The organism is Angelakisella massiliensis, assembly GCF_900104675.1.
Taxonomy (GTDB): Bacteria; Bacillota; Clostridia; order Oscillospirales; family Ruminococcaceae; genus Angelakisella; species Angelakisella massiliensis.
In genome coordinates this window covers 1,591,966-1,613,194 of sequence record NZ_LT629945.1, presented here as the reverse complement: position 1 = coordinate 1,613,194, position 21,229 = coordinate 1,591,966, and the positions used below count along the sequence as shown (strand labels likewise).

At 55.5% G+C, this 21,229-nt stretch carries 22 protein-coding genes and 2 riboswitches; of the genes, 9 read left to right on the top strand and 13 right to left on the bottom strand.

The features are described 5' to 3' along the window. Window positions 1-169: 169 nt before the first annotated feature. Window positions 170-1,528: a CCA tRNA nucleotidyltransferase gene (locus BQ5383_RS13005; protein WP_235821982.1), complete on the top strand. Its 1,359-nt coding sequence runs from the start codon at window positions 170-172 to the stop codon at window positions 1,526-1,528. A 434-nt stretch (window positions 1,529-1,962) separates the two neighbouring features. Here the strand turns inward: BQ5383_RS13005 and thiD are convergent, their stop codons facing one another. From thiD to BQ5383_RS12990, 3 genes are all read right to left on the bottom strand, one after another. Next, entirely contained in the window at window positions 1,963-2,763 is an 801-nt protein-coding gene (thiD, locus tag BQ5383_RS13000; protein ID WP_071435090.1) for a bifunctional hydroxymethylpyrimidine kinase/phosphomethylpyrimidine kinase, read from the bottom strand. Window positions 2,764-2,972: 209 nt separating this feature from the next. Then, a riboswitch (TPP riboswitch) is annotated at window positions 2,973-3,080 on the bottom strand. Continuing rightward, complete coding sequence (locus BQ5383_RS12995) at window positions 3,077-3,886, bottom strand: class I SAM-dependent methyltransferase (protein ID WP_071432615.1); 810 nt, start codon at window positions 3,884-3,886, stop codon at window positions 3,077-3,079. (Overlaps the previous riboswitch by 4 nt.) 73 nt (window positions 3,887-3,959) lie before the next feature. Then, complete coding sequence (locus tag BQ5383_RS12990) at window positions 3,960-5,216, bottom strand: helix-turn-helix transcriptional regulator (protein WP_071432613.1); 1,257 nt, start codon at window positions 5,214-5,216, stop codon at window positions 3,960-3,962. A 469-nt stretch (window positions 5,217-5,685) separates the two neighbouring features. Here BQ5383_RS12990 and arcA point away from each other — a divergent pair, with 469 nt between their 5' ends. From arcA to yfcE, 5 genes are all read left to right on the top strand, one after another. Next, entirely contained in the window at window positions 5,686-6,906 is a 1,221-nt protein-coding gene (arcA, locus tag BQ5383_RS12985; protein WP_071432612.1) for an arginine deiminase, read from the top strand. Between the two features lie 122 nt (window positions 6,907-7,028). Beyond that, complete coding sequence (gene argF, locus BQ5383_RS12980; RefSeq protein WP_071432609.1) at window positions 7,029-8,021, top strand: ornithine carbamoyltransferase; 993 nt, start codon at window positions 7,029-7,031, stop codon at window positions 8,019-8,021. A 16-nt stretch (window positions 8,022-8,037) separates the two neighbouring features. Beyond that, window positions 8,038-8,994, top strand: coding sequence for a carbamate kinase (gene arcC / locus BQ5383_RS12975; RefSeq protein ID WP_071432607.1), 957 nt, complete (start codon window positions 8,038-8,040; stop codon window positions 8,992-8,994). A 38-nt stretch (window positions 8,995-9,032) separates the two neighbouring features. Continuing rightward, window positions 9,033-10,127 (top strand): putative NPN-dependent ornithine cyclodeaminase, encoded by a 1,095-nt coding sequence (locus BQ5383_RS12970; RefSeq protein ID WP_071432606.1) that lies wholly within the window; start codon window positions 9,033-9,035, stop codon window positions 10,125-10,127. A gap of 327 nt (window positions 10,128-10,454) precedes the next feature. Then, window positions 10,455-11,003, top strand: a complete 549-nt coding sequence (gene yfcE, locus BQ5383_RS12965) for a phosphodiesterase (protein ID WP_071432604.1) — start codon at window positions 10,455-10,457, stop codon at window positions 11,001-11,003. A 115-nt stretch (window positions 11,004-11,118) separates the two neighbouring features. Here the strand turns inward: yfcE and BQ5383_RS21895 are convergent, their stop codons facing one another. The 5 genes from BQ5383_RS21895 to BQ5383_RS12945 form a co-directional block, all read right to left on the bottom strand. Further along, on the bottom strand, window positions 11,119-11,493 hold the full coding sequence (locus BQ5383_RS21895) for a GyrI-like domain-containing protein (protein WP_338061418.1): 375 nt from the start codon (window positions 11,491-11,493) through the stop codon (window positions 11,119-11,121). Further along, window positions 11,454-11,978, bottom strand: a complete 525-nt coding sequence (locus BQ5383_RS21890; protein WP_338061417.1) for an AraC family transcriptional regulator — start codon at window positions 11,976-11,978, stop codon at window positions 11,454-11,456. The genes BQ5383_RS21895 and BQ5383_RS21890 overlap by 40 nt, the downstream gene beginning before the upstream one ends. Window positions 11,979-12,376: 398 nt before the next feature. Further along, window positions 12,377-13,870 (bottom strand): UDP-glucose--hexose-1-phosphate uridylyltransferase, encoded by a 1,494-nt coding sequence (galT, locus tag BQ5383_RS12955; protein WP_071432602.1) that lies wholly within the window; start codon window positions 13,868-13,870, stop codon window positions 12,377-12,379. A gap of 3 nt (window positions 13,871-13,873) precedes the next feature. Beyond that, window positions 13,874-14,866: a UDP-glucose 4-epimerase GalE gene (galE, locus tag BQ5383_RS12950; RefSeq protein ID WP_071432600.1), complete on the bottom strand. Its 993-nt coding sequence runs from the start codon at window positions 14,864-14,866 to the stop codon at window positions 13,874-13,876. A 65-nt stretch (window positions 14,867-14,931) separates the two neighbouring features. Then, window positions 14,932-16,227 carry a galactokinase gene (locus BQ5383_RS12945; protein ID WP_071435088.1) on the bottom strand — a complete coding sequence of 432 codons (1,296 nt, stop codon included), beginning with the start codon at window positions 16,225-16,227 and terminating at the stop codon, window positions 14,932-14,934. Here BQ5383_RS12945 and BQ5383_RS20820 point away from each other — a divergent pair. Next, window positions 16,217-16,474, top strand: coding sequence for a hypothetical protein (locus BQ5383_RS20820; protein ID WP_139193430.1), 258 nt, complete (start codon window positions 16,217-16,219; stop codon window positions 16,472-16,474). The two genes, BQ5383_RS12945 and BQ5383_RS20820, sit on opposite strands and share 11 nt — an antisense overlap. Before the next feature lie 58 nt (window positions 16,475-16,532). Here BQ5383_RS20820 and BQ5383_RS12940 read toward each other — a convergent pair whose 3' ends face one another. The 5 genes from BQ5383_RS12940 to thiW form a co-directional block, all read right to left on the bottom strand. Further along, on the bottom strand, window positions 16,533-17,378 hold the full coding sequence (locus tag BQ5383_RS12940; RefSeq protein WP_071432598.1) for an AraC family transcriptional regulator: 846 nt from the start codon (window positions 17,376-17,378) through the stop codon (window positions 16,533-16,535). Between the two features lie 477 nt (window positions 17,379-17,855). After that, the gene (locus BQ5383_RS21775) at window positions 17,856-17,987 is read right to left on the bottom strand and encodes a hypothetical protein (protein WP_268874632.1); all 132 of its coding nucleotides are present in this window, start codon (window positions 17,985-17,987) and stop codon (window positions 17,856-17,858) included. Between the two features lie 73 nt (window positions 17,988-18,060). Further along, window positions 18,061-18,705, bottom strand: a complete 645-nt coding sequence (thiE, locus tag BQ5383_RS12930) for a thiamine phosphate synthase (protein WP_071432594.1) — start codon at window positions 18,703-18,705, stop codon at window positions 18,061-18,063. Then, on the bottom strand, window positions 18,692-19,516 hold the full coding sequence (gene thiM, locus BQ5383_RS12925) for a hydroxyethylthiazole kinase (RefSeq protein ID WP_071432592.1): 825 nt from the start codon (window positions 19,514-19,516) through the stop codon (window positions 18,692-18,694). Before thiM ends, thiE begins: the two co-directional genes overlap by 14 nt. Window positions 19,517-19,539: 23 nt before the next feature. Continuing rightward, window positions 19,540-20,046 carry an energy coupling factor transporter S component ThiW gene (thiW, locus tag BQ5383_RS12920; RefSeq protein WP_071432590.1) on the bottom strand — a complete coding sequence of 169 codons (507 nt, stop codon included), beginning with the start codon at window positions 20,044-20,046 and terminating at the stop codon, window positions 19,540-19,542. Between the two features lie 321 nt (window positions 20,047-20,367). After that, a riboswitch (TPP riboswitch) is annotated at window positions 20,368-20,476 on the bottom strand. Between the two features lie 233 nt (window positions 20,477-20,709). Here thiW and BQ5383_RS12910 point away from each other — a divergent pair. Together BQ5383_RS12910 and BQ5383_RS12905 are read left to right on the top strand one after the other, a co-directional pair. Beyond that, window positions 20,710-21,000 carry a hypothetical protein gene (locus tag BQ5383_RS12910; protein WP_071432586.1) on the top strand — a complete coding sequence of 97 codons (291 nt, stop codon included), beginning with the start codon at window positions 20,710-20,712 and terminating at the stop codon, window positions 20,998-21,000. Window position 21,001: 1 nt separating this feature from the next. Then, window positions 21,002-21,199 (top strand): helix-turn-helix transcriptional regulator, encoded by a 198-nt coding sequence (locus BQ5383_RS12905; RefSeq protein ID WP_071432584.1) that lies wholly within the window; start codon window positions 21,002-21,004, stop codon window positions 21,197-21,199. Window positions 21,200-21,229: the final 30 nt, after the last annotated feature.

Here is a 21,229-nt window from a genome sequence, read left to right as displayed (position 1 = left end):
TAGAACAGCTCTGTTTTATTACGCCTATCTGAATTTTTTCAGTTCTGATGGATAAGGTTTCATCCCAGGTACTCCCCTACTCTCCCTTTATGCTCATTTGTTGTCCACCCTTGATTTTCCCCTCCTGTATGCTATGATGATATCAACTGTGCAAAAGGTGGTGTTGTGTGTGGCCAGATGGGAAGCCATTTTTTCCCCTCCCCCAAGTGTTTTAAAGGTACTGGAGCAATTGGAGCAAAACGGTTGGGAGTCCTGGACAGTGGGGGGCTGCGTCCGGGACAGTCTGCTGGGGAAAGTGCCCGCGGACTGGGATGTCTGCACAGCCGCTCTTCCGGAAACCGTCCAAAGCCTCTTTGAAGGGCGGTTTCCAGTGATCCCCACCGGACTGCGCCATGGTACTGTAACGATCCTTGCCGATGGGATGCCGGTAGAGGTGACCACCTTCCGCACCGAAGGAACCTACACCGACCACCGCCGCCCGGATGAAGTCCACTTCGTCACCTCTCTCCATCAGGATCTGGCCCGGCGGGATTTCACCGTCAACGCCATGGCCTGGAGCCCCATCCGGGGGATACGGGACGATTTCGGCGGGCAGAAGGATCTGGAAGCGGGGCTGCTGCGATGTGTGGGACAGCCTGAACATCGTTTTGAGGAGGATGCCCTGCGGATGCTTCGGGCGCTGCGTTTTTGCGCTCAATATGGTTTTACGCTGGAAGAAGAGACCCGCCGGGGCATAGCGGCCCGCAAGGAACTGCTGAAAACGGTGGCGGGGGAGCGGGTGCTGACAGAGCTGAAAAAGCTGCTCACCGGTCTTCAGGCAGGCAGGACACTGCTGGATTCTCTCCCGGCGCTGGGGGTGGTGCTGCCGCAGCTGCTCCCCTTGGGGGGATTTGATCAGCACAATCCTCACCATCATCTGGATCTGTGGACCCATACCTGTCAGGTGGTGGATGGGTGCCCCCGGGAAGCGGAGATCCGTCTGGCGGCACTTTTCCACGACGTGGCAAAGCCTCTGTGCCAAAGCTGGGGGGAGGATGGAAACGCCCACTATATCGGCCATGGGGCTATGAGCGCAGAAATTGCCCGCAGCTGCCTGAACAGGCTGAAATCCGATGGTGAAACGGTCCGGCAGGTGACGGCCCTGGTCTGCCACCATGACGATCCGCCACCCCAAACCAGAAAAGGGATGGCCCGGCTGTTGGGTAAACTGGGGCTGGAAATGACCGGCAAACTGCTGGCGCTGCGCCGGGCGGATATTCTGGCCCAAAGCCCCGATACCCGTGCCGCCAAGCTGTCTGAGCTGGAAGGGGCTCAAAAACTGATGGAGCAGCTGATGGAAGAGCAAGCCTGTCTGACCATCTCCCAGCTGACAGTGGACGGACGTATGCTGATGGACTGGGGAATCCCTGCGGGACCACAGCTGGGAAACACTCTCCGCTGGCTGCTGGAACAGGTGCTGGATGGGACCGTATCCAACACGCCTGAAGCGCTCAAACAGATTTGGGAAGAGAAAAATCCCTTTGCATAAGGGTACAGAACGCAGTCAAAAGAATGTCAAAGCCCACACCGGTCAGGTTGATCGGTGTGGGCTTTGAGCGTGTCGGAAAAATCCGACACGCTTCCAGGGGGTATCCAATACCCCCTGGATACGCCGCCTGGTTCCTGACGAAACCAGCGGCGATACCCCCGGTTTCGCGCCCCAGTGGGCGCGGGGCGTGGTATAAAAATCAGGCACATGGCCTGATTTTTATGATTTTGAATTTTATTTGTTCCTTGAATCAGGTTTTTCTACAGTCTGAAAGCCCACACCGGCCAGATTGATCGGTGTGGGCTTATTTTTAGGGAAAAATTGTCTTTTCAATGGCAAAAAGGGAAAATGGCAGATCAGGCAAAAGCTGCTGCTATCTGCGATTTTGTCCCGGCCCCATATCTCCCTGCGTCCTGCGGCTTTGAAGTCTCTGTTTACTTGTCCCAGCCGCCCACAGGGATTGCGAAAGTATGGTCCATAGGGCCGGAACCCTTGCCCAAATCCAGCATAGCCGCCAATGCTCCGGACAGATACGCCTTTGCTCTCTCCACCGCTTCCTCCAACGGCATACCCAAAGCCAGGTTGGAGGCAATGGCGCTGGAAAGGGTACAGCCGGTGCCGTGGGTGTTGGGATTATTGATCCGGTGGCCATGGAACCACCGGCTTTGTCCCTGCCGCCACAGCAGGTCGTCGGCATCCTGTACCCGATGGCCACCTTTACACAAAACACCGCAGTTCCATTTCTCTCCAATGGCAGCGGCGGCCTGTTCCATTTCTCCGGCATCGCCGATGGAATGTCCCCAAAGCACCTCCGCCTCCGGGATGTTGGGGGTGATCACCTCCGCCAGGGGAATAAGATACCGGCAAAGGGCTTCCACTGCATCCTCCTTAATGAGGCGCGCGCCGCTGGTGGCCACCATCACCGGGTCCAGTACAATATGGGAGGCATGATACTGCTCCAGCTTCTCTCCAATCACCCGAATCAGCTCCGCGGAGGAGACCATCCCGATCTTTACCGCCTGGGGCGGAATATCAGTGAAGATGCTGTCCAGCTGCTGAGCCAAAAACTCCGGCGGTACCTCCAGAATACCGGACACGCCGGTGGTGTTCTGGGCCGTCAGAGCGGTGATAGCGCTCATGCCATACACCTTATGGGCGGTCATGGTTTTCAGATCCGCCTGAATACCTGCTCCGCCGCTGCAATCGCTTCCTGCGATGGTAAGTGCTGTTACCAATGTGATCTTCTCCTTACTGTCGAAACAATTACCGTATCCCTCGGGGGAAAGCCATGGAAAAAACGCTTTCCGAAGCCCGCCAAAGCAGCCTTTTCTCACCGGCTGCCGGCTCTTAAACCAAAGCGGCATCAGCTCCTGGAGACAATTTCCATGGGGCCGCCTGGAGAGTCTTTTCAAATAAAAAAGCGGAAGGGGCATCTGCCTCTCCCGCCGCGTTTTTCACGCTTCCCTCCGTTGGCATTACCCAAATCAGGTTCTGGGGTCGAAGCCCGATCGCTTCCTCTCAGCCTGATATACAAGCTCCCCCTGCTGTTCACTTGTGATCCATCATACCCATTTCTCCGGGCAATGTCAAGGCACGCCGCAGCTGAGGCGGCACCTTCACCGCCCGGGTTGCCGCGAAGGTTGGTACATGATGGTCATGAAGATTGCCTTCCCCATTGGTGTCCTCGTACAAATGGGTCAAAATCAGTCCCGCTGCCAGCTGTCCCCCCAGCTGCTCCTCCAAAGTGTGGGAAAACTGTACGCCCCAATCCTCTTCCAGGCACATTTTCATCAACTCCGGGTCCGCCACCGGGTCGAAAGGAAGGCTGCGCTGGACAAAGGTTTCAGTCTCGTCAAAAATATAGTTGAGCCCCAGATCCAGCCCCGAAAGCATCACCCCTCCGGTTTTCAGCACCCGGGCGCACTCCCGGAAAACAGGCCGCACCTGCCGTACATAGCAGTTGGAAACGGGATGAAAGATCAGATCAAAGGTCTCGTCTTCAAAGGGCAGGGGTTTTGTCATATCCCCCCGGATCACCTCCACCTCATATCCCTCTCTGTCAGCTACCATCCGCTCGCTTTCACACTGTACAGGGGAATAATCCAGCACGGTACAGTGTGCCCCCAGCGCGGAGAAAATGGGGATCTGCTGTCCGCCGCCGCTGGCCAGACCCAGAATCCTTTTTCCTGCCAGCGGTTCCAGCCATCCATGAGGCACCGTTTTTGTAGGGGTAAGATATACTTCCCACTTTCCCTGCCGGGCTTGCTCAAATTCCTCATGGGAGACCGGTATTCCCCATTTCCATCCCTGGCCGCACCAGCTGTCAATCGTGTCGGCATTGATCTGCTGATAATCCATTTCTCTTCTCCTTCCAATCCATTTCCTTGCTGAACTTTCGTTGAGGGCTCTGTCAGTCTGCTCCTCCAGGCAATCATCCTTTGTCTGCCGTCTCCCTGCGGGCACGGGCTGCCAACTCCCGGTACCTGCTGGGGGTCATCACCTGAAAACGGAGAAAATTCCGGGTAAAGGATTTCACGGTGTTATATCCCACCTCCATGGCGATGGCGGTGATGGTGGTATCCGTTTCCGCCAGCAGCTGGCTGGCATGGAGCACCCGGACATAATTGAGGAAGCTTTCAAAATTCTTTTCCACCTGATACAAAAGGATTTTGTGCAGTTCCTCGGTGGTGATGCCGAAACGCTCCGCTACCAGATGGACCGTCAGCGGCTCGGTATGATTGCGGTAGATCCACGCCACTACGTCATAAGCCAGACGGCTTTCCTTGATTTTGCAAATTTCTCCCGCCTTCTGATAGGTGCGCCGGTATTCCCCCGCCCTCATTCCCATCCGTGCCGCGAATACCTTGGAAATATGGGAGGCGTCCACATACCCCAGAATTTGCGCCAGCTCTTCCAGGGTCAGATCGGTATATAACAAAAAATTGATGGTTTTGGCTACCCGCATCTCTCCCAGCAGATCAAAAAAGGAGAGACCGGTCATCTCCCGGATATACAGACGTATGGCGGATTCGCTGAGATAAAAGATGCCGGAAAGGCTTTTGAGGGTGATTTTTTCACTGAGATGGGTATAAAGATAACGGAAAATCTCCGACTTGTCCACCTCCTGGCGGGGATGTCCAAACCTGCCGTCTCCCGCCATGCCGATCCGCTGAAACAGCACCATCAGCTGAACCAGCAGGCTGATCTCATAGATGCCTCTGGAAGGGCTGTCTGCTTCACCGCCTTCGCCCCGTTGAGTCTCCGCCTGCAAAGTCAGCAGCAGCTGCTGAATCCTGTCGGCATCCCGCCCCTGGCAATAAATCACCGGACTGTTTTCCATCTCCTCCAACAGCCGCACCGGCTCGCTGCGGACATTGCAGATGGATTTGATCACCCCATTGACTGTATCCAATTGATACCGAAGGATAAAATAAGCCAGAGGACTGTCCACCTGTACCATCTCACTCAGCTGCCAGGGAAGGATGGCCACCAATGCGCCGGGGCGGAGAGGATAATCGGTATTTTGCAGCCGCAGGACCCCTTCTCCCTTGTTGATAAACAAAAAGCGGGCTCCCTGGTGAAGCAGCGGCTGAGTGGGCGCCTCAATGACCTCCCGGTCGAAGCCGCAGAGGGTCCCCTGATCCAGATGGGAACAATACCAGGGCTGGATCTGCACAGTGCGGGACATAGCATCACGTTCCTTTCCTCTGTCATACTGAGCATATCGAAAAAGTTCGGCACACTTCCAGGGGACCCGGTCCCCCTGGATACGCCGCAGGTTCCTGATGAAACCAGCGGCGATACCCCCGGTTTCACACTCCAGTGGGCGCGGGTCGTGGTATAACAATCAGGACATACGCCTGATTGCTATGATTTTGAATTTTTCTTTTTTCTACAGGCTGACTGCTGGGGAATGAAAATCAAAGGACAAATGCCCTGAATTTTATTGTATTTTACCACATTTTTCAAAGTCCGGCAACGGATGAAAACACCCTTTTTTACCACTTTTTCAGCGGGTGCAAAAGCACGTTAAAATACTTTCCCAATCACCCTATTTGTCCAGCAAAGCAGCAGAAAATCCAGTACAATAAAATCATCGCCTCAGGGTGTCAAACCCTGAATAAACCGCAAATCCACACAGGAAGGGAGTTTTTCTTTTGGCTATCCATGTCACCAGCGAAATCGGTCCTCTCAAACAGGTGCTCCTTCACCGCCCCGGCCGGGAGCTGGAACACCTGATTCCCGATACACTGGAACGTCTGCTCTTTGACGACATTCCCTATCTTGCCGCCGCTCAGCGGGAGCATGATGTCTTTGCCCGAACCCTGACAGACAACGGCGTTGAGGTGCTGTATCTGGAGGATCTGATGGCCGGGACCCTTCAAAATGATCCCTCATTGAAGCCTGCTTTTATCCGGGATTTCATCCGGGAGGCGGGAGCAGTGGCCCTCAACTATCAGGAGGAACTGTTCCAGCTGCTGATGGATATCCAGGATGAAAAGGAGCTGGTGCTGCGAACCATGGCAGGCGTGAACCTTTCAGAGCTGCGCCGCCCTACCAAGTCTACCCTTTCCGAAATGGTGCGCCGGGAGGACCGCTTTGTTCTGGAACCCATTCCCAACCTTTACTTTACCCGGGACCCCTTCGCCACCATCGGCCGTGGCGTGAGCCTCAACCGGATGTATTCCGCCACCAGACGCAGGGAAACCATTTACGGGCGGTACATTCTCACTTATCATCCGGACTATGCCCAAAAGGTGCCCCTCTACTATCAGCCCTCTTTCCCCTTCAGCATTGAGGGAGGCGATATCCTTAACCTCAACGCTCAGACCCTGGCTATCGGTATCTCCCAGCGGACCACCCCGGAGGCCATTGAACTGCTGGCCAGCAATCTGTTCCGCTCCGAGGGCTGCGCTGTAAACACCATCCTGGCCCTGGATATCCCCAGTATGAGGGCCTATATGCACCTGGATACCGTCTTTACCCAGGTGGATAACGACAAATTTACCATCCATCCCGGTATCCTCCAGACCCTGCGGATCTATCAGCTCTCCCGGGATGGCAGCGGCGGCGTGCGTACGGTGGAGCGGACCAAGCCTCTGGACACTGTCCTGGCGGAGCTGTTGGAACTGGAGCGGGTCACTCTCATCCACTGCGGCGGACAGGACCGCATCGCTGCGGAACGGGAACAGTGGAATGACGGGTCCAACACCCTGTGCATCGCTCCCGGCAAAGTGGTCGTCTATGACCGCAACAACATCACCAACCGCATCCTGGAGGACCATGGCGTAACGGTATTGGAAATTCCCAGCTCTGAGCTTTCCCGGGGACGGGGCGGTCCCCGCTGCATGAGTATGCCTCTGATGCGGGAAGGATGACTTCTCCCTGAGAGAAGCAGAATATTTCTCCAGAAAACCGAAGACGGGAAGATCTGAGAAAATTTTTGTCTCCCGCTTCACAGAATATTTAGATGTGATAAAATAAAAAGGAGTTGTTTGTCATGGCTGTCAATCTGCGTGGAAGAAGTTTTCTCAAACTGCTGGATTTCTCCCCCCGGGAGATCCGCTATCTGCTGGACCTGTCCAGAAACTTCAAGGACCTCAAGCGTGCCGGTACCCCTCATCGTTACCTGGAGGGGAAAAACATCGTGCTGCTTTTTGAAAAGACTTCCACCCGCACCCGCTGTGCCTTTGAGGTGGCTGGACGTGATCTGGGCCTGGGTGTTACCTATCTGGACCCTGGCAGCTCCCAGATGGGCAAAAAGGAAAGCATCCCCGACACCGCCCGGGTACTGGGACGGATGTATGACGGCATCGAATACCGGGGATTCAGCCAGGAGCTGGTCCAAACTCTGGCAGACTATGCTGGGGTACCGGTGTGGAACGGCCTGACAGATCAGTTCCATCCCACCCAGATGCTGGCGGATCTGCTGACCATCGAGGAAAAGCTGGGGCACCTCAAGGGTGTTCGCTTCACCTACATGGGGGATGCCCGGAACAACATGGGCAATTCCCTGATGGTGGCCTGTGCCAAGATGGGCCTGCATTTCACCGCCTGCGCCCCCAAGGAGCTGTTCCCCGCTCCTGAGCTGGTGAAGACCTGCAAAGCCATCGCCGCTGAGGAAGGCGGCTCCGTCACCCTTACCGAGGACGTAAAGGAAGGCACCACCGGAGCCGATGTCATCTATACCGACATCTGGGTGTCCATGGGCGAGCCGGACAGCGTCTGGGAAAGCCGCATCAAGCTGCTGCGCCCCTATCAGGTGAACGCTGCCGCCATGGCCAACGCTAAGGATACCGCTTTGTTTATGCACTGCCTGCCCTCCTTCCATGATACCCGCACCACCATCGGCGCCGAGATCGCGGAAAAATTCGGCCTGCCGGAGATGGAAGTGACCGACGAAGTCTTTGAATCCAAACAGTCTGTGGTCTTTGATGAGGCGGAAAACCGGATGCACACCATCAAGGCGGTCATCTACGCCACCCTCGCATAAAGGAAGGCGGAAACCCATGGGAGTGTGTAAAGGAAAAATTGTAGTGGCTCTGGGAGGCAACGCTCTCCAGCGTAAAGGCGCTCCCGCCACCGCCCAAGCCCAGCTGGAGGTGGTTCGGGACACCTGCCGGCACCTGGCCCGACTGAGCCTGGGAGGTTATGAAATCGCCATTGTCCACGGCAATGGGCCCCAGGTGGGACGGATCGAACAGGCCTTTGAAACGGCTGCAAAAGAAATCCCGCCCATGCCCTTCGACGTTTGTGACGCCATGAGCCAGGGGTATATCGGCTATCATCTTCAGCTGGGGATGAAGGAAGCCCTCAACCAGGTGGGACTTGGCCGTATACCAGTGGTTTCTCTGGTCACCCAGGTACTGGTGGACAGGGACGATCCCGCTTTTGAGCATCCCTCAAAGCCGGTGCGCTCCTTTTATGGTCCTCAGGAGGCGGAGCTTTTATCCCGTCAGCGGGGCTATACGATGAAGGAGGATGCCGGACGGGGCTGGCGGCGGGTGGTGCCCTCCCCCCTTCCCCGGGAAATTCTGGAGTTTGAGACCATCAAACGCCTTTGGGACAGCACCATTGTCATCACCTGCGGCGGGGGCGGCATTCCGGTGGTTCGGGGAGAAGATGGCCTGCTGGAAGGGATCGCCGCCGTCATTGACAAGGACTACGCCGCTGAGCTGCTGGCCCGGCAGATCGAGGCTGACGTACTGATGATCCTCACCGAGGTCCGGCAGGCGGCCATCTACTTCGGTACCCCCCAGCAGCAGAACCTGCATCATCTGACCACTCAGCAGGCAAAAACATACGCCGCCCAAGGGCAATTTGCCGCCGGCTCCATGCTGCCAAAAATCCAGGCGGCCATCCGCTTTGTGGAATCAGCCCCGGGCAGGAAAGCCATCATCACTTCTCTGGACAACGCGCTGCCGGCCATGGAAGGCCAAGGCGGCACTGTGATTTCCAATCCATAACTTGATCTTGAAGAGAAAGAAAAGGAGGCAGTTTTCTCATGGCATTTCAAATCCCAACCTATCATGGTCCCGATTTCACCCAGCAGAAATTTAAAGATGCGCCCGACGTCAAAATCGCTGTGGCCGACATGGACGGCGTAGCCCCCGACTATTACCACAGCACCTCCATGTATCCCGAGTATTTCAAGGTTGACGGCAAATGGCTTCTGGCGGAAGAAAGCCGGATGGACAGCTCTGTGGTTCTCCGGGAGGACGGGCGCCTGGATGTAGTGGAAAACCGGAATATCCGCAAGGGGGACAAGGTGATCCTGGGCCGCACTGAAAACTGTGAGGAAGGTATCTACCTCCACGCCACCGGCTTCCAGGAACCCGGCAAAGAAGCGGATCAGTTTGTTTTCCGCACCGGGCGTTCCCGTGAAACCGCCTTTTCCAAGGATTATGACCAGCTGTACGAACTGCTGAAATACGAGCGGGAACACGGCAAGGTGGTGTGGGTCATGGGCCCCGCTTTCTCTTTTGACTATGACGCCCGCCGTTCCATGCAGGCGTTGGTGGAAAGCGGCTTTGTTCAGGGCCTCATGGCCGGCAATGCCCTGGCCACCCACGACCTGGAGGGAGGTCTGCTCCGCACTGCTCTGGGGCAGGATATCTATACCCAGGAAAGCCGTCCCCAGGGCCACTACAACCACCTGGACGTCATCAACCTGGTGCGCCGCAGCGGGTCCATCCCTCAGTTTATCCAGGATCACAACATCAAAGACGGCATCATGTATTCTTTGGTGCAAAAAAATGTTCCCTTTGTCCTCACCGGCTCCATCCGGGACGATGGTCCCCTGCCGGAAGTGATCGCCAGCGCCTACGAGGGACAGAGCCGGATGCGTGATATGGTCCGGGATGCCACCACCGTTATCTGCCTGGCTACCCAGCTGCACACCATTGCCACCGGCAATATGACCCCCAGCTTCCGGGTTGTGGACGGCGTGGTCCGGCCCCTGTATATCTACTGCATCGACACCTCCGAGTTTGTCACCAACAAGCTGGCGGACCGGGGCAGTCTCAGCGCCATCAGTATGCTCACCAATGCCCAGGATTTCATCGTCAATGTGGCCAAGGGCGTAGGCGCGCTGAAATAAGAGCTTTCCCTGCTCGCAGCAGGTGTGAGGAAAATCTCAGCCTAACATCCAGCAGAACAAGGGGCCTGTCTGGGACCGATTTGGTCTAGGCAGGCCCTGAGCGTGTCAAAAAAGTTCGGCACACTTCCAGGGGCATGGGGTACCCTCTGGATACACCGCAACCAGCGGTGATACCCTCGGTTCCGTACCCTGGTGGGCGCAGGGCCAGGTTTTTTCTCAGAAGAAGTTTCACCTTTTGGACAGGAAAATTTGCTCCGGTATCGTTGACAAACACGCTCTGCTGTGTCAAAATGGTGCCAGTCTAAACAACAAGGAGGAAGAACACCGATGAAACTGATGTTTGCTTCTGATATCCACGGTTCCCGTGCCTGGTGCGAGAAGGTCCGGGAGCGTTTTGAGGCGGAGGCTCCGGAGCGGCTGATCCTGCTGGGAGATCTGCTGTATCACGGTCCCCGGAACAATCTGCCTTTGGAATATGATCCCAAAGGGGTGATCGCTATCCTCAACTCCATGAAGGAACACCTGCTGTGCGTCCGGGGCAACTGTGACGCCGAGGTGGACCAGATGGTACTGGAGTTTCCCATTATGGCGGATTATATGATCCTGTATCTGGAGGGCCGGATGGTGTTTGTCACCCATGGCCACCTCTTTAACAACGATCATCCGCCTCTGCTGGGTAAGGGGGATATTCTCCTCCACGGCCACACTCATGTACAGGCTATGGACCAGGTGGGAGATTATCTCTACATCAATCCCGGTTCCTGCGCACTGCCTAAAGAAGGCAACTGCAACAGCTACATGATCTATGAGGATGGCCAGTTCATCATCAAAGATATGGACGGCAAAGAAGTACGGCGGATTTCTATCGAAAAATAAAATCCCCCCGCTTTTGTAAAAACGGCATGATATACGCTGCACCGAATATTCTAAGAATTTCGGCTGCGGTATATCATGTCGCTGTTCTTTTTTGCCGGTAACTGCCCCAGTTTTATCACCGGGCTGCCTGAGCGCTTTTGACAACGGGAATCCAAATTTCGCTGTAAGCATAGTTCTCCTTCTGGCGGTCCATTTTAGTAAAGGAAAAAGAAAAAGATTCCGCCAGCTCATAACCAGAAGCCACAAGCCACTCCGAATAAATTCTCGCCATTGTATCCTGCAGCACAAAGGGAAAGGGGCCCTCATTGGGAAAAAACGCCCATGTATGAGCCGCAACCGGTAAACATTCCAGCTGACAGCCCACATCTTTCCTGGTTGTCAGCACTCCGATCATATGGGTCAGCTCTCCCCTTTCTTCAAGGAAAGCAGTATCGGATTCATATGAGACATTCACCACTTCCCGGGGCTCCAGATCCTGGAGACGGTGCATCTCCTTTCTTTTCTTTGTTCCTCTGTAATACTCTCTGCCAGCTTTACGATCTCGTTATTCACCCCTTCAAATTGCAGCGGCACACGCTTGCTTACACCCGCAACATAAAAGGCAGGTTTTTCTACAATTTTATATTCCATCATATTTCCTCCTTTGACCGACACCACGAAGCTGATCCTCTGGCACACTTTTCCTTGCTTTAGCTTTGCGGCCTGTGAGGGCAATAGTCCACACCATTTCTTAAAAGCCCGCGTAAAGCCGTCAACAGACTGATAGCCATATTTATACGCTAAATCTGTTACCGAAGCCCCCTGCAGCAACTCTTTATTTGCCTGGGACAGCTTTCGATTTTTTACATATTCGCTTAATGTCATATTGGTCAGCGCCAGAAAAATTTTTCTGAAATGGCAATCGGGAACGCCGATATACCGGGATATATCCTCAAGCGGCAGTTCTCCTTCCAGATGCTGCTCAATATATTCCATGGCGTCATTGAGTTTTTTCAGCATACAGGTATTCCCCCTTCAGGAATAAGAATACCACAACCGCCCGTATCATGCTCGACATTGCTGAGAAAAAAAGTCTGATTTTGCAGCATCTGTGTATATGCAATTTATCAGAGGCAAAAGTTTCTGTCACATCCCGCCAAACAAAATCCTGCCATCTACCCAACCAATAATTCCTTAAAATCCCGCCGTACTCCTCGTGGCGCGGATACAGATCTTTTCTGTTTGCCCATCCAAATTTTCTGCAAGCCAATGGCAATACCCCAAGTGTCCCTTTCGGCGGCTTATATAAAAAAGTCCCTCCGACAAGCGTACTTTGCTTGTCAGAGGGACTTTTTGTTGTAATCAGAAGGCCTCGACCAAAAATGTGAACACGATTATACCTGTTCCAGGAACCGCAGGAAAGCAGCCTTTCCTTCCTCAGTGCGTTTATACACACCGGCGTGCTCCAGCACCTGGGCAAAGACCTTGCCCACTTCTTTGCGCAGAATCTCTCCGGTGTTTTCAGCGGTGAAGGTGTACTGCTTCTTCAGCTCCTCAGCCCAGGGAGCGTGCTTTTTTAGCTCCTCGTCGGCAGCAATGTCTCCGCCGCTGACCAGCATCTCCTCCAGGCGGGCCAGTTCCCCTTTCAGCCGGGCAGGAAGCACCGCCAGACCCATCACCTCAATGAGGCCGATGTTCTCCTTTTTGATGTGATGCAGCTCCGCATGAGGATGATAAACTCCCAGGGGATGCTCCTCAGTGGTGATGTTGTTGCGCAGCACCAGGTCCAGCTCAAAATCCTCCCCCCGCCGCCGGGCGATGGGGGTGATGGTATTGTGGGGCTCGCCGTCGGTCTCAGCAAAGATGAAAGCGCTTTCATCACTGTATCCCCGCCAGCTGGTGAGGATTTTGTCCGCCAGCTGCACCAGACGTTCCGGGTCGGCGCCGGTGAGACGGACCACCGACATGGGCCATTTGACGATACCGCTGCGGATATCCTCAAAGCCGGGGAAGGTAAAGGAAGTCTCCACAGGAGCTTTTTCCATAGCGAAGGTGTAATGGCCTCCCTGGAAATGCTCATGAGCCAGGATGGAGCCGCCTACGATGGGCAGGTCGGCATTGGAACCCACAAAGTAATGAGGGAAACGCTCCACAAATGCCAGCAGTTTGGCAAAGCAGGAGCGGTCGATCTTCATGGGGATATGCTCCTGGTTAAAAACAATGCAGTGCTCATTATAGTAAACATAGGGGGAATACTGGAGCGCCCAGTTGTCTCCCGCCATCTGAATGGGGATGATGCGATGGTTCTGCCGGGCAGGATGGTTCACCCGTCCGGCGTAACCCTCGTTCTCCTTGCACAACAGGCACCGGGGATAGTCGGAAACAGGCAGATTCCGGGCGGCGGCGATGGCCTTGGGGTCCTTCTCCGGCTTGGAGAGGTTGATGGTGATATCCAGCTGGCCATACTCTGTTTCCGCTTTCCACTGAATATCCCGGGCGATGCGATCCCGGCGGATGTAGTTGGTGTTCTGACTGAAATCATAATACCAATCTGTTGCATCCTTGGGGGAACACTCATCATACAGCTCCCAGAATTTTTTTGCCACCTGGGAAGGACGGGGGGTGAGCCGCCCCATCAGCTCGGTATCCAGCAAATCCCGGTACACCACCGAGTTCTGCTCCAAAACACCCCGCTGGGCGGCATCATCCAGCAGACGGTCCAGCACCTGGGCCAGGTCGATCTCCCCTTCCGGCAGAGGCTGAGGCGTATAGCTGTCCAGCTTCAGGGCATCCAGCAGACTGTTGATGGCCCAGGTGATATCCTCCTCTTCAATCAGGTCCTTCCGGCGGGCATATTCCACCAGAGCGGCGATCTCCTTGCACACCATGGCTCAGACCTCCTCAAAACCGTGGGGATGGGTGCGATGCCACTCCCAGGCGGTTGCGATGATGGTTTCCAGATCATTGTACTGGGGCTTCCAGCCCAGAACCTTCATTGCTTTTTCGGAGGAAGCGATCAGCTGGGCAGGGTCGCCGGCACGACGAGGGGCCATTTCCTCAGGAATGGGATGGCCGGTCACCTTCCGGGCGCAGTCCACCACTTCCCGCACAGAGAAGCCCACACCGTTGCCCAGGTTGAAGACATTGTTCTCCCCGCCCTTGAGGAGATAATCCAGGGCCAGGATATGAGCCTGAGCCAGATCGGTGACATGGATATAATCCCGGATGCAGGTGCCGTCCGGAGTGGCGTAGTCATCACCAAAGACCATGATCTTCTCCCGCTGGCCATTGGGGACCTGGAGGATGAGGGGGATCAGGTGGGTCTCAGGATTGTGGGCTTCACCAATCTTGCCGGAGCGGTGGGCGCCGCAGGCGTTAAAGTAACGCAGCGCTACAAACCGCAGGCCGTGGGCGTGGGAGACCCACTTCATCATTTTCTCCATGGACAGCTTGGTTTCGCCGTAGCAGTTGGTAGGCTCGGTGCGGTCGCTTTCCAGGATCGGCACCCGCTCCGGCTCGCCATAGGTGGCGGCAGTGGAGGAAAAGACGATTTTATCCACGCCATGAGCCACCATGGACTGGAGCAGCACCATGGTGCCATAGAGGTTGTTGTCATAATATTTCAGCGGCTGGGACATGGATTCTCCCACCTGGGAACAGGCAGCGAAATGGATAACACCCTCGATGTTTTCTTTTTCAAAAATCTCATCCATCGCCTTGCGGTCCCGAATATCCGCCTCATAAAACTTCGCCTTGGGATGGACCGCCGCTTTGAAGCCGGTGAGAAGATTATCCACGATCACCACATCCCGGCCCGCGTCGATCAGCTCATATACAGTATGGGAACCAATATAGCCCGCGCCGCCCAAAACCAAAACAGACATGACACAAATCCTCCTTCTATCATTGAAAGACCATTCAAAGTTGTTTTTTCAACTCACACAGCAGCTCAGGGAACCAGCACTGTGCCGCCCACAGGACGGATGGACAGGATATGGCACCGGCCCTCTCCCAGCACACGCTCCACCTGGGTCCGGAAATCTTCCAGCATATCCAAAGGAACAAAGGCCTGGATGGTGCCGGCAAATCCGCCTCCGTGGACCCGGAAAGCCCCTCTGCCTCCCAGAGCCCGCTCCGCTGTGGCCAGAGCCACCGCCATCTCCTGATGGGTGGTCCAGCCGGCTGGGATCACATCCTGGAGATACATCCAGGAGGAATAGCCGGATTCCTTCACCAGTCCCAGGAATGCGCCAAAATCACCGGAGGCCAAAGCATCCGCTTCGGCGGCGGCACGGCGGTCGTCAGCATAGAAATGCATGGCCCGCAGCACTGCCCGGTCCCCATGCTCCTTGCGCAGCTGGGGCAGACGGTCATAAAACTCCGCCTGGGGCACCTGCCGCAGCACCTCCTTACCGAAGGATGCGGCAACAGCCTTCATCTCGGCAGGAATGGCGGCATACTCGGCGGTCAGGTCGGCGTGGTCCGCGCCGGAGTCGATGATGCACAGGGCATAGCCCTCTTTTTCCAGATCCACCTTCACCTGGCGGACAATGGGATTTTGGGGATCCTCAAAATCAATGGCGACAGCGCCTCCCACCGAGGATGCCATCTGATCCATCAGACCGCAGGGCTTGTCAAAAAAGACGTTCTCCGCATACTGGCCCATCTGGGCAATGGTCACCGGATCAAAGGCATCGCCGCAGAACAGGTGATTGATGAGCACCCCCACCAGCACCTCATAGGCAGCGGAGGAGGACAGGCCGGAACCGGGAAGAACATCGGAAACCGCATAGGCGTCAAAGCCGGAAACCTTGTGCCCCAGCTGCACCGCCCGGGCAGCCATACCCCGAACCAAAGCGGCGGTGGTACCCTTTTCTTCCTCCACCGGCTCCAGACGGCTCAGGTCCACCGTCACCATTGGCCAGCCCTGGGAAAGGATACGGATGGAATCGGTGCCGTTGACAGCGGCGCAGGCCAGGATATCCAGATTCACCGAAGCGGCCAGCACGCGTCCTCTCTGATGGTCGGTATGATTGCCTCCCAGCTCAGTACGGCCCGGGGCGGAGCAGACAGTAACGGCGGTGGCGTCCTCTGCGCCAAAAGCGGCACAGAACTGATCCAGTACGTCGGACAGACGGCGGCGCTCACTGGTCAGCGCCTCACCGGAAACACAGCGCAGCCGGGACAAATCCTGATCCAGGCTGCCTGCGGACAACCGTGTCCGGAGCTCTTTGATGGAAATCATGGTCATCAGCCTCCATTTCTTTTTTTCTGTTGCGCCGGTGGAAAAGCGCTGTTTTCTCACCGAAAAATCGTTTTCCTCTGTGTTCCATTATAGCCTGTTAAGCAGGGTTAAAAAATGGATTTTTCCGTCATGTATATGGAATTATCCGGTTCTTTTTTCCCGGGAAAGCGCTTTGCCCGTAAGAAAGAAAAAACTCTTCCCACATGGAACTGAATTGAAGCGCAATATCTTCTCATTTCCCTGCTGAAAGAGTTTGTCCAACTTTTCTCCTGATAGAAGCGGAGAAAAAAGTATAGATTTTTTTGTCACTTTTCTTCTGTCTCTCCATCCTCCGCCGCGGCGTATTGCCGGGGAGAACAGCCTTTGAGCTGCCGAAATACCCGGGAAAAGTACAGAGGATCCTCAAAGCCCACTGAGTAGGCAATCTCCCGGACCGACAAGCCCCCCCGATGGAGCAGTTCACAGGCCCGCTGGACACGGTATTCCAGCAAAAAGCGCTTGGGGGACCGGCCGTATCGCTCCCGGAAACTGCGGTAAAGGCTGCTTTGGCTGACAGCCATAAACTCCGCCAGCTCCTCCACCGTCAGGGGGCGTTCATAGTGGCTCATCATATAGGATGCGGCTGCCTGGGCGCAGTCCTGCCTGGGAACGGGGCCTTTTGTCCCCGCCTTGCCGGAATGGCAGATCAAAAAAGACAGCAGCAAATACAGCCTCCCTGTGATAGCCACCCGGCTCCAGGGGGCGGTACCGTAATCATCATAAAGCTCCGTCAGCAGCCGGGCGATTTCCTGGGGATAAAACTGCTCCGCCACCGGCGTCTGGGAAGAAAAATCTGTCTGTTCCACCAGCTGCCGGGCATCCACACCGGCAAAGCCCACCCAGATATACTCCCAGGGGTCATCATCATCGGCGAAATAATGGATGGTGGTATTGGGGAAGGTGAGAAAAGTGTCCCCAGGTCCCAAAAGGTACCGCTGACCGCCCACCTCCAGGGTTCCCCTTCCCGCCAGCACATGATGGACCAGATAATGGTCCCGGATGCCGGGGCCCCAGCTATAGCCGGGAGAGCAACGCTGCCGTCCGGTATTCTGAACATACAGGGAAGACATCTGTGGGGCCAGCTTGTAGGAATGTTTATAGGTCGGCTCCAAGGGACTCCCTCCTCTCAGCTCTCGTGTGAAAAAATATATTTTCCATCTTCCATATATTTTTATTATACCTGAAAGAAAGGGAAGAAAAAAGGGCGGACACATGATTTTTAAGAAAAGTAGGAAAGAGCGTTTTCTTTCTGCCTGAATATCCTTTCCCACAAATGCCGCTGCTCTGCTGGAAAGGGTTGGAGCTGATGAAAAAAGTGGGAAACCGGAAAATATCTGCTGTGTTCTCGGACTCTTAAACAGTCCGGCAAAATGAAGACCAATACTTTTCCCAAAAATCAAATCACCGGGCACAGGAGAATTTCTATTTCCATAAAATGTACTTTTACTTGTATCTCCTTTTGCAACAGACTTTTTTCGGGATGCAAAAACGGCGGGAGAAGCATCCTCCCGCCGTCAGACTGTAGAAAAATCGGATTCCAAGAAAAAACAAAATTCAAAATCATAAAAATCAGGACATGTGCCTGATTTTTATACCACGACCCGCGCCCACCGGGGCGCGAAACCGGGGGTATCGCCGGTGGTTTCATCAGGAACCACCGGCGTATCCAGGGGGTATGGGATACCCCCTGGAAGCGTGTCGAACTTTTTCGACACGCACACGGCGGGAGAAGTCTCCTCCCGCCGTTTCTTCTGTTATTCGCTTTTTGAAAGAAAACACTCTTGTTTTCCCTTTTTACCGGAGACCTGCCACCTTCTGGCACAGCTGCGCCATCTCCCGGGCAGCCTCCTTCACATCGGGCTGGGCAAAAATGGCGCTGACTACCGCCGCTCCCGCCACACCGCTGCCGGCCAGAGAAAGGACATTTTCTCTGGTAATACCGCCGATGGCCACCACCGGAATATCTACCGAACGGCAAATCTCCTCCAGAGCTTGTCTGGGGAGAGCCCCTGCGTCTGTTTTGGTGCCAGTGTGGAACACCGCTCCCGCTCCCAGATAGTCCGCTCCCCCTTCCAGGGCCAGTCGGGCTTCCTGAGGATTGTGGGCTGAAACGCCGATGATCCGGTCAGGCCCCAACAGCCGCCGGGCCTGGCGCGGGTCCATATCCCCCTGCCCCAGATGAACTCCATCCGCGCCGCTGGCCAGTGCCAGCTCCACATTATCATTGATAATCAGCGGCACTCCAAAGCGGCGGCAGATAGGCAGCAGCTGCCGGGCCTGCTCCAAAATCTCCTGGGGGCCGGCATCCTTTTCCCGCAGCTGGAGAAAGGTGACCCCTCCCTCCAGGGCCAGCTCCACCTGCTGTGCCAGGGTGGAATTTCCCAGCCAGCGGCGGTCGGTAACGGCATATAAACACAACTGTTTTCTATCGACTTTCAATGCGGGCTCCTTTCTCCAGGACCTGTGGGGTCATGGTACAAACTGCGTCTATGATTCTGCTGCGGTAGGAAGCGTTGCCATCACCAGGGGCCATCCGCTCCCAGCCCAGCTCACCTGCCAGCCCCATCATTGCCACAGCGGCGGCAACGGCATCCAATGTCCCCACTCTGTTGGCGGCGGCAAAGGCTCCCACCAAGGCGGAAAGCTGACAGCCGGTGCCGGTGACCAGGGACATCTCCTGTCTGCCGTTGCGGATCACTCTGGCGCTGCTTCCATCGCACACCAGGTCCAAAGCTCCGCTGACCGCCACCACCGCGCCGGTATGACGTGCAAACCGCCCTGCAAAATCAAGGGCTTCTGTCAGATTCTCCTCCGTCACCTGCTGGGCGGCATCGGCATCCACTCCCGGGCAGCCGCTTCCCTCCGCCAGGGCCCGGATCTCTGATATATTCCCCCGAATCACCGAAAAACGCACCTCCTGCAGCAGGCGGGCGGCGGTCTCCCGGCGCAGGCGGCTGGCCCCCACTCCCACCGGGTCCAGCACCACCGGAATTCCCAGTGCGTTGGCCTTTTTCCCCGACAAAAACATGGAAGAAATGGTTTGGAGATTAGGGGTACCCAGATTCAGCACCAGACCATCGGCCAGGGCTGTGATCTCCTCCACCTCTTCCGGCGCGTTGGCCATGATGGGCCGGGCGCCGCAGGCCAGCAGAAGGTTGGCCACATCGTTGATGGTGACCACATTGGTGATGGCGTGAATCAGGGGGCGTTTCTCCCGCAGCTGTTCCAGGGCATATCCAGTGGCAGTCATTGTTCCCGCTCCTTTTCAAAAACTTACGCCGTCAGGGTCTTGAGGGCGCCGGTGCTCCGCAGGGCGCTGAGAGCCAATCCCGCAATGACCGAACCCACCACAGTGGAAATAAGGAACGGCACAATATAGGCATAAAAGGCCACCTGACCCGCATCCTGGCCGATGATATAAATTGCCACCGGATAGGCAGCCAAACCTCCCAAAATACCAGTACCGAACACCTCCGCCATGCAGGTGGGCAGCAGCCGGGGCAGTTTCCGGTACATCAGGCCGCACAGCAATGCTCCGCACATACTGCCGGGGAAAGCCATGGGGCTGCCCAAGCCCAGGAGGTTGCGCAGCAGGCTGGCTACAAAGGCGGAAGCCACTCCATACCAGGGGCCCAGAAACACTGCGCAGATAACATTGACCATATGTTGGATGGGGGCGCACTTGGACCCCAGCACCGGGAAGGAAAACATACTCCCCACCACCGCGACGGCGGTGAGCAGGCCTGCCAGTGCCAGTTTTCTTGTTTGTGTACGTTTCATGTGTAAACAGCTCCTTTTTCTTTTCTTATACATTTCCCCTCCGGGATGAAACTGTTTTTGACGCAGCTTCCCCCCGGCGGGCGGAACAGGACAGGGCTTTCCCCTCTCCCACGGTCGAAGCTTACTGGCTTCCTCTCACGCCGGAACACGGCTTCCCATCGCTGCGTCCAAATCTGCACGAGCCCAGGGCGCTCCCCCTCGGCCCGCCGTACAACAAAAATTTGCCGGCAGTTTGGCTCTGTTTTGTTTTCCTTCATTCCCCTCCTTTGATCACAAACAGCGCGGACACAAACAAAAAGGCAGGCACGCCAACGGCATCCCTGCTTTCCTCAAAGCGATTCCTACGTTGGCATTACCCAAATCAGGTCGACGGGTCGAAGCTGCTGCCGCTTCCTCTCAGCCTGTCTCACAAGCTCCCCGGTGCGCTGTTCTGTTTTCTTTGTATAAGATAATCCTTTTGCCGGTTTTTGTCAAGGAGGCAATGGTCTGCTTCTGCGGCGGTTCAGTGAAAGTCCAAAATCAGCTTCCCCAAAGCATTTTGCAGGATAAATGTCAAATACTCTTGACACTTTAAACCATCCATGATATGCTGATGATATCAAAAGTATTTGACACTTTAGATGTCAAGTGGCTGTAACTTCATCATGGGAAAGGGGCATCGCAATGGAAAAAATCGGTTTAGTGTTGTTCGCGGCATTTATCCTGGGACTCATTCTTCTGGACCTGGGGATGGTCGTCTCGCTGGTCATACCTGGGGATGAACGGAAGCAGATGATCGTCTGGAAAGCCAGCGCCTACACCCTTCTGGGCGTTACCGGCTCCCTGATTCTGAATATCGTCCAAAGCCTCATACAAATGGACCCCGTGCTCATCAATCCCTTCATCAAGCTGGGCTCCACCGCCACCATCTACTTTGCGTTTCTCCTTTATTACAAACGGAAGTACGGTGGCTGAAATGGAAAATCATATCCGCGCGCGGCGCAAGGAGCTGGGGCTGTCTCAGGAGGAACTGGCGAAAAGATGCGGCGTTTCCCGCCAGACAGTCAACGCCATCGAAAACAACAAGTATGACCCCACACTGGCTCTGGCCTTCGCTTTGGCCAGAGAATTGCAGCTGACGGTGGATGAGCTTTTTCATCCCCAGAGCCGCTGATGGAATCGCCTGTTTCATCCCAGGGCGATA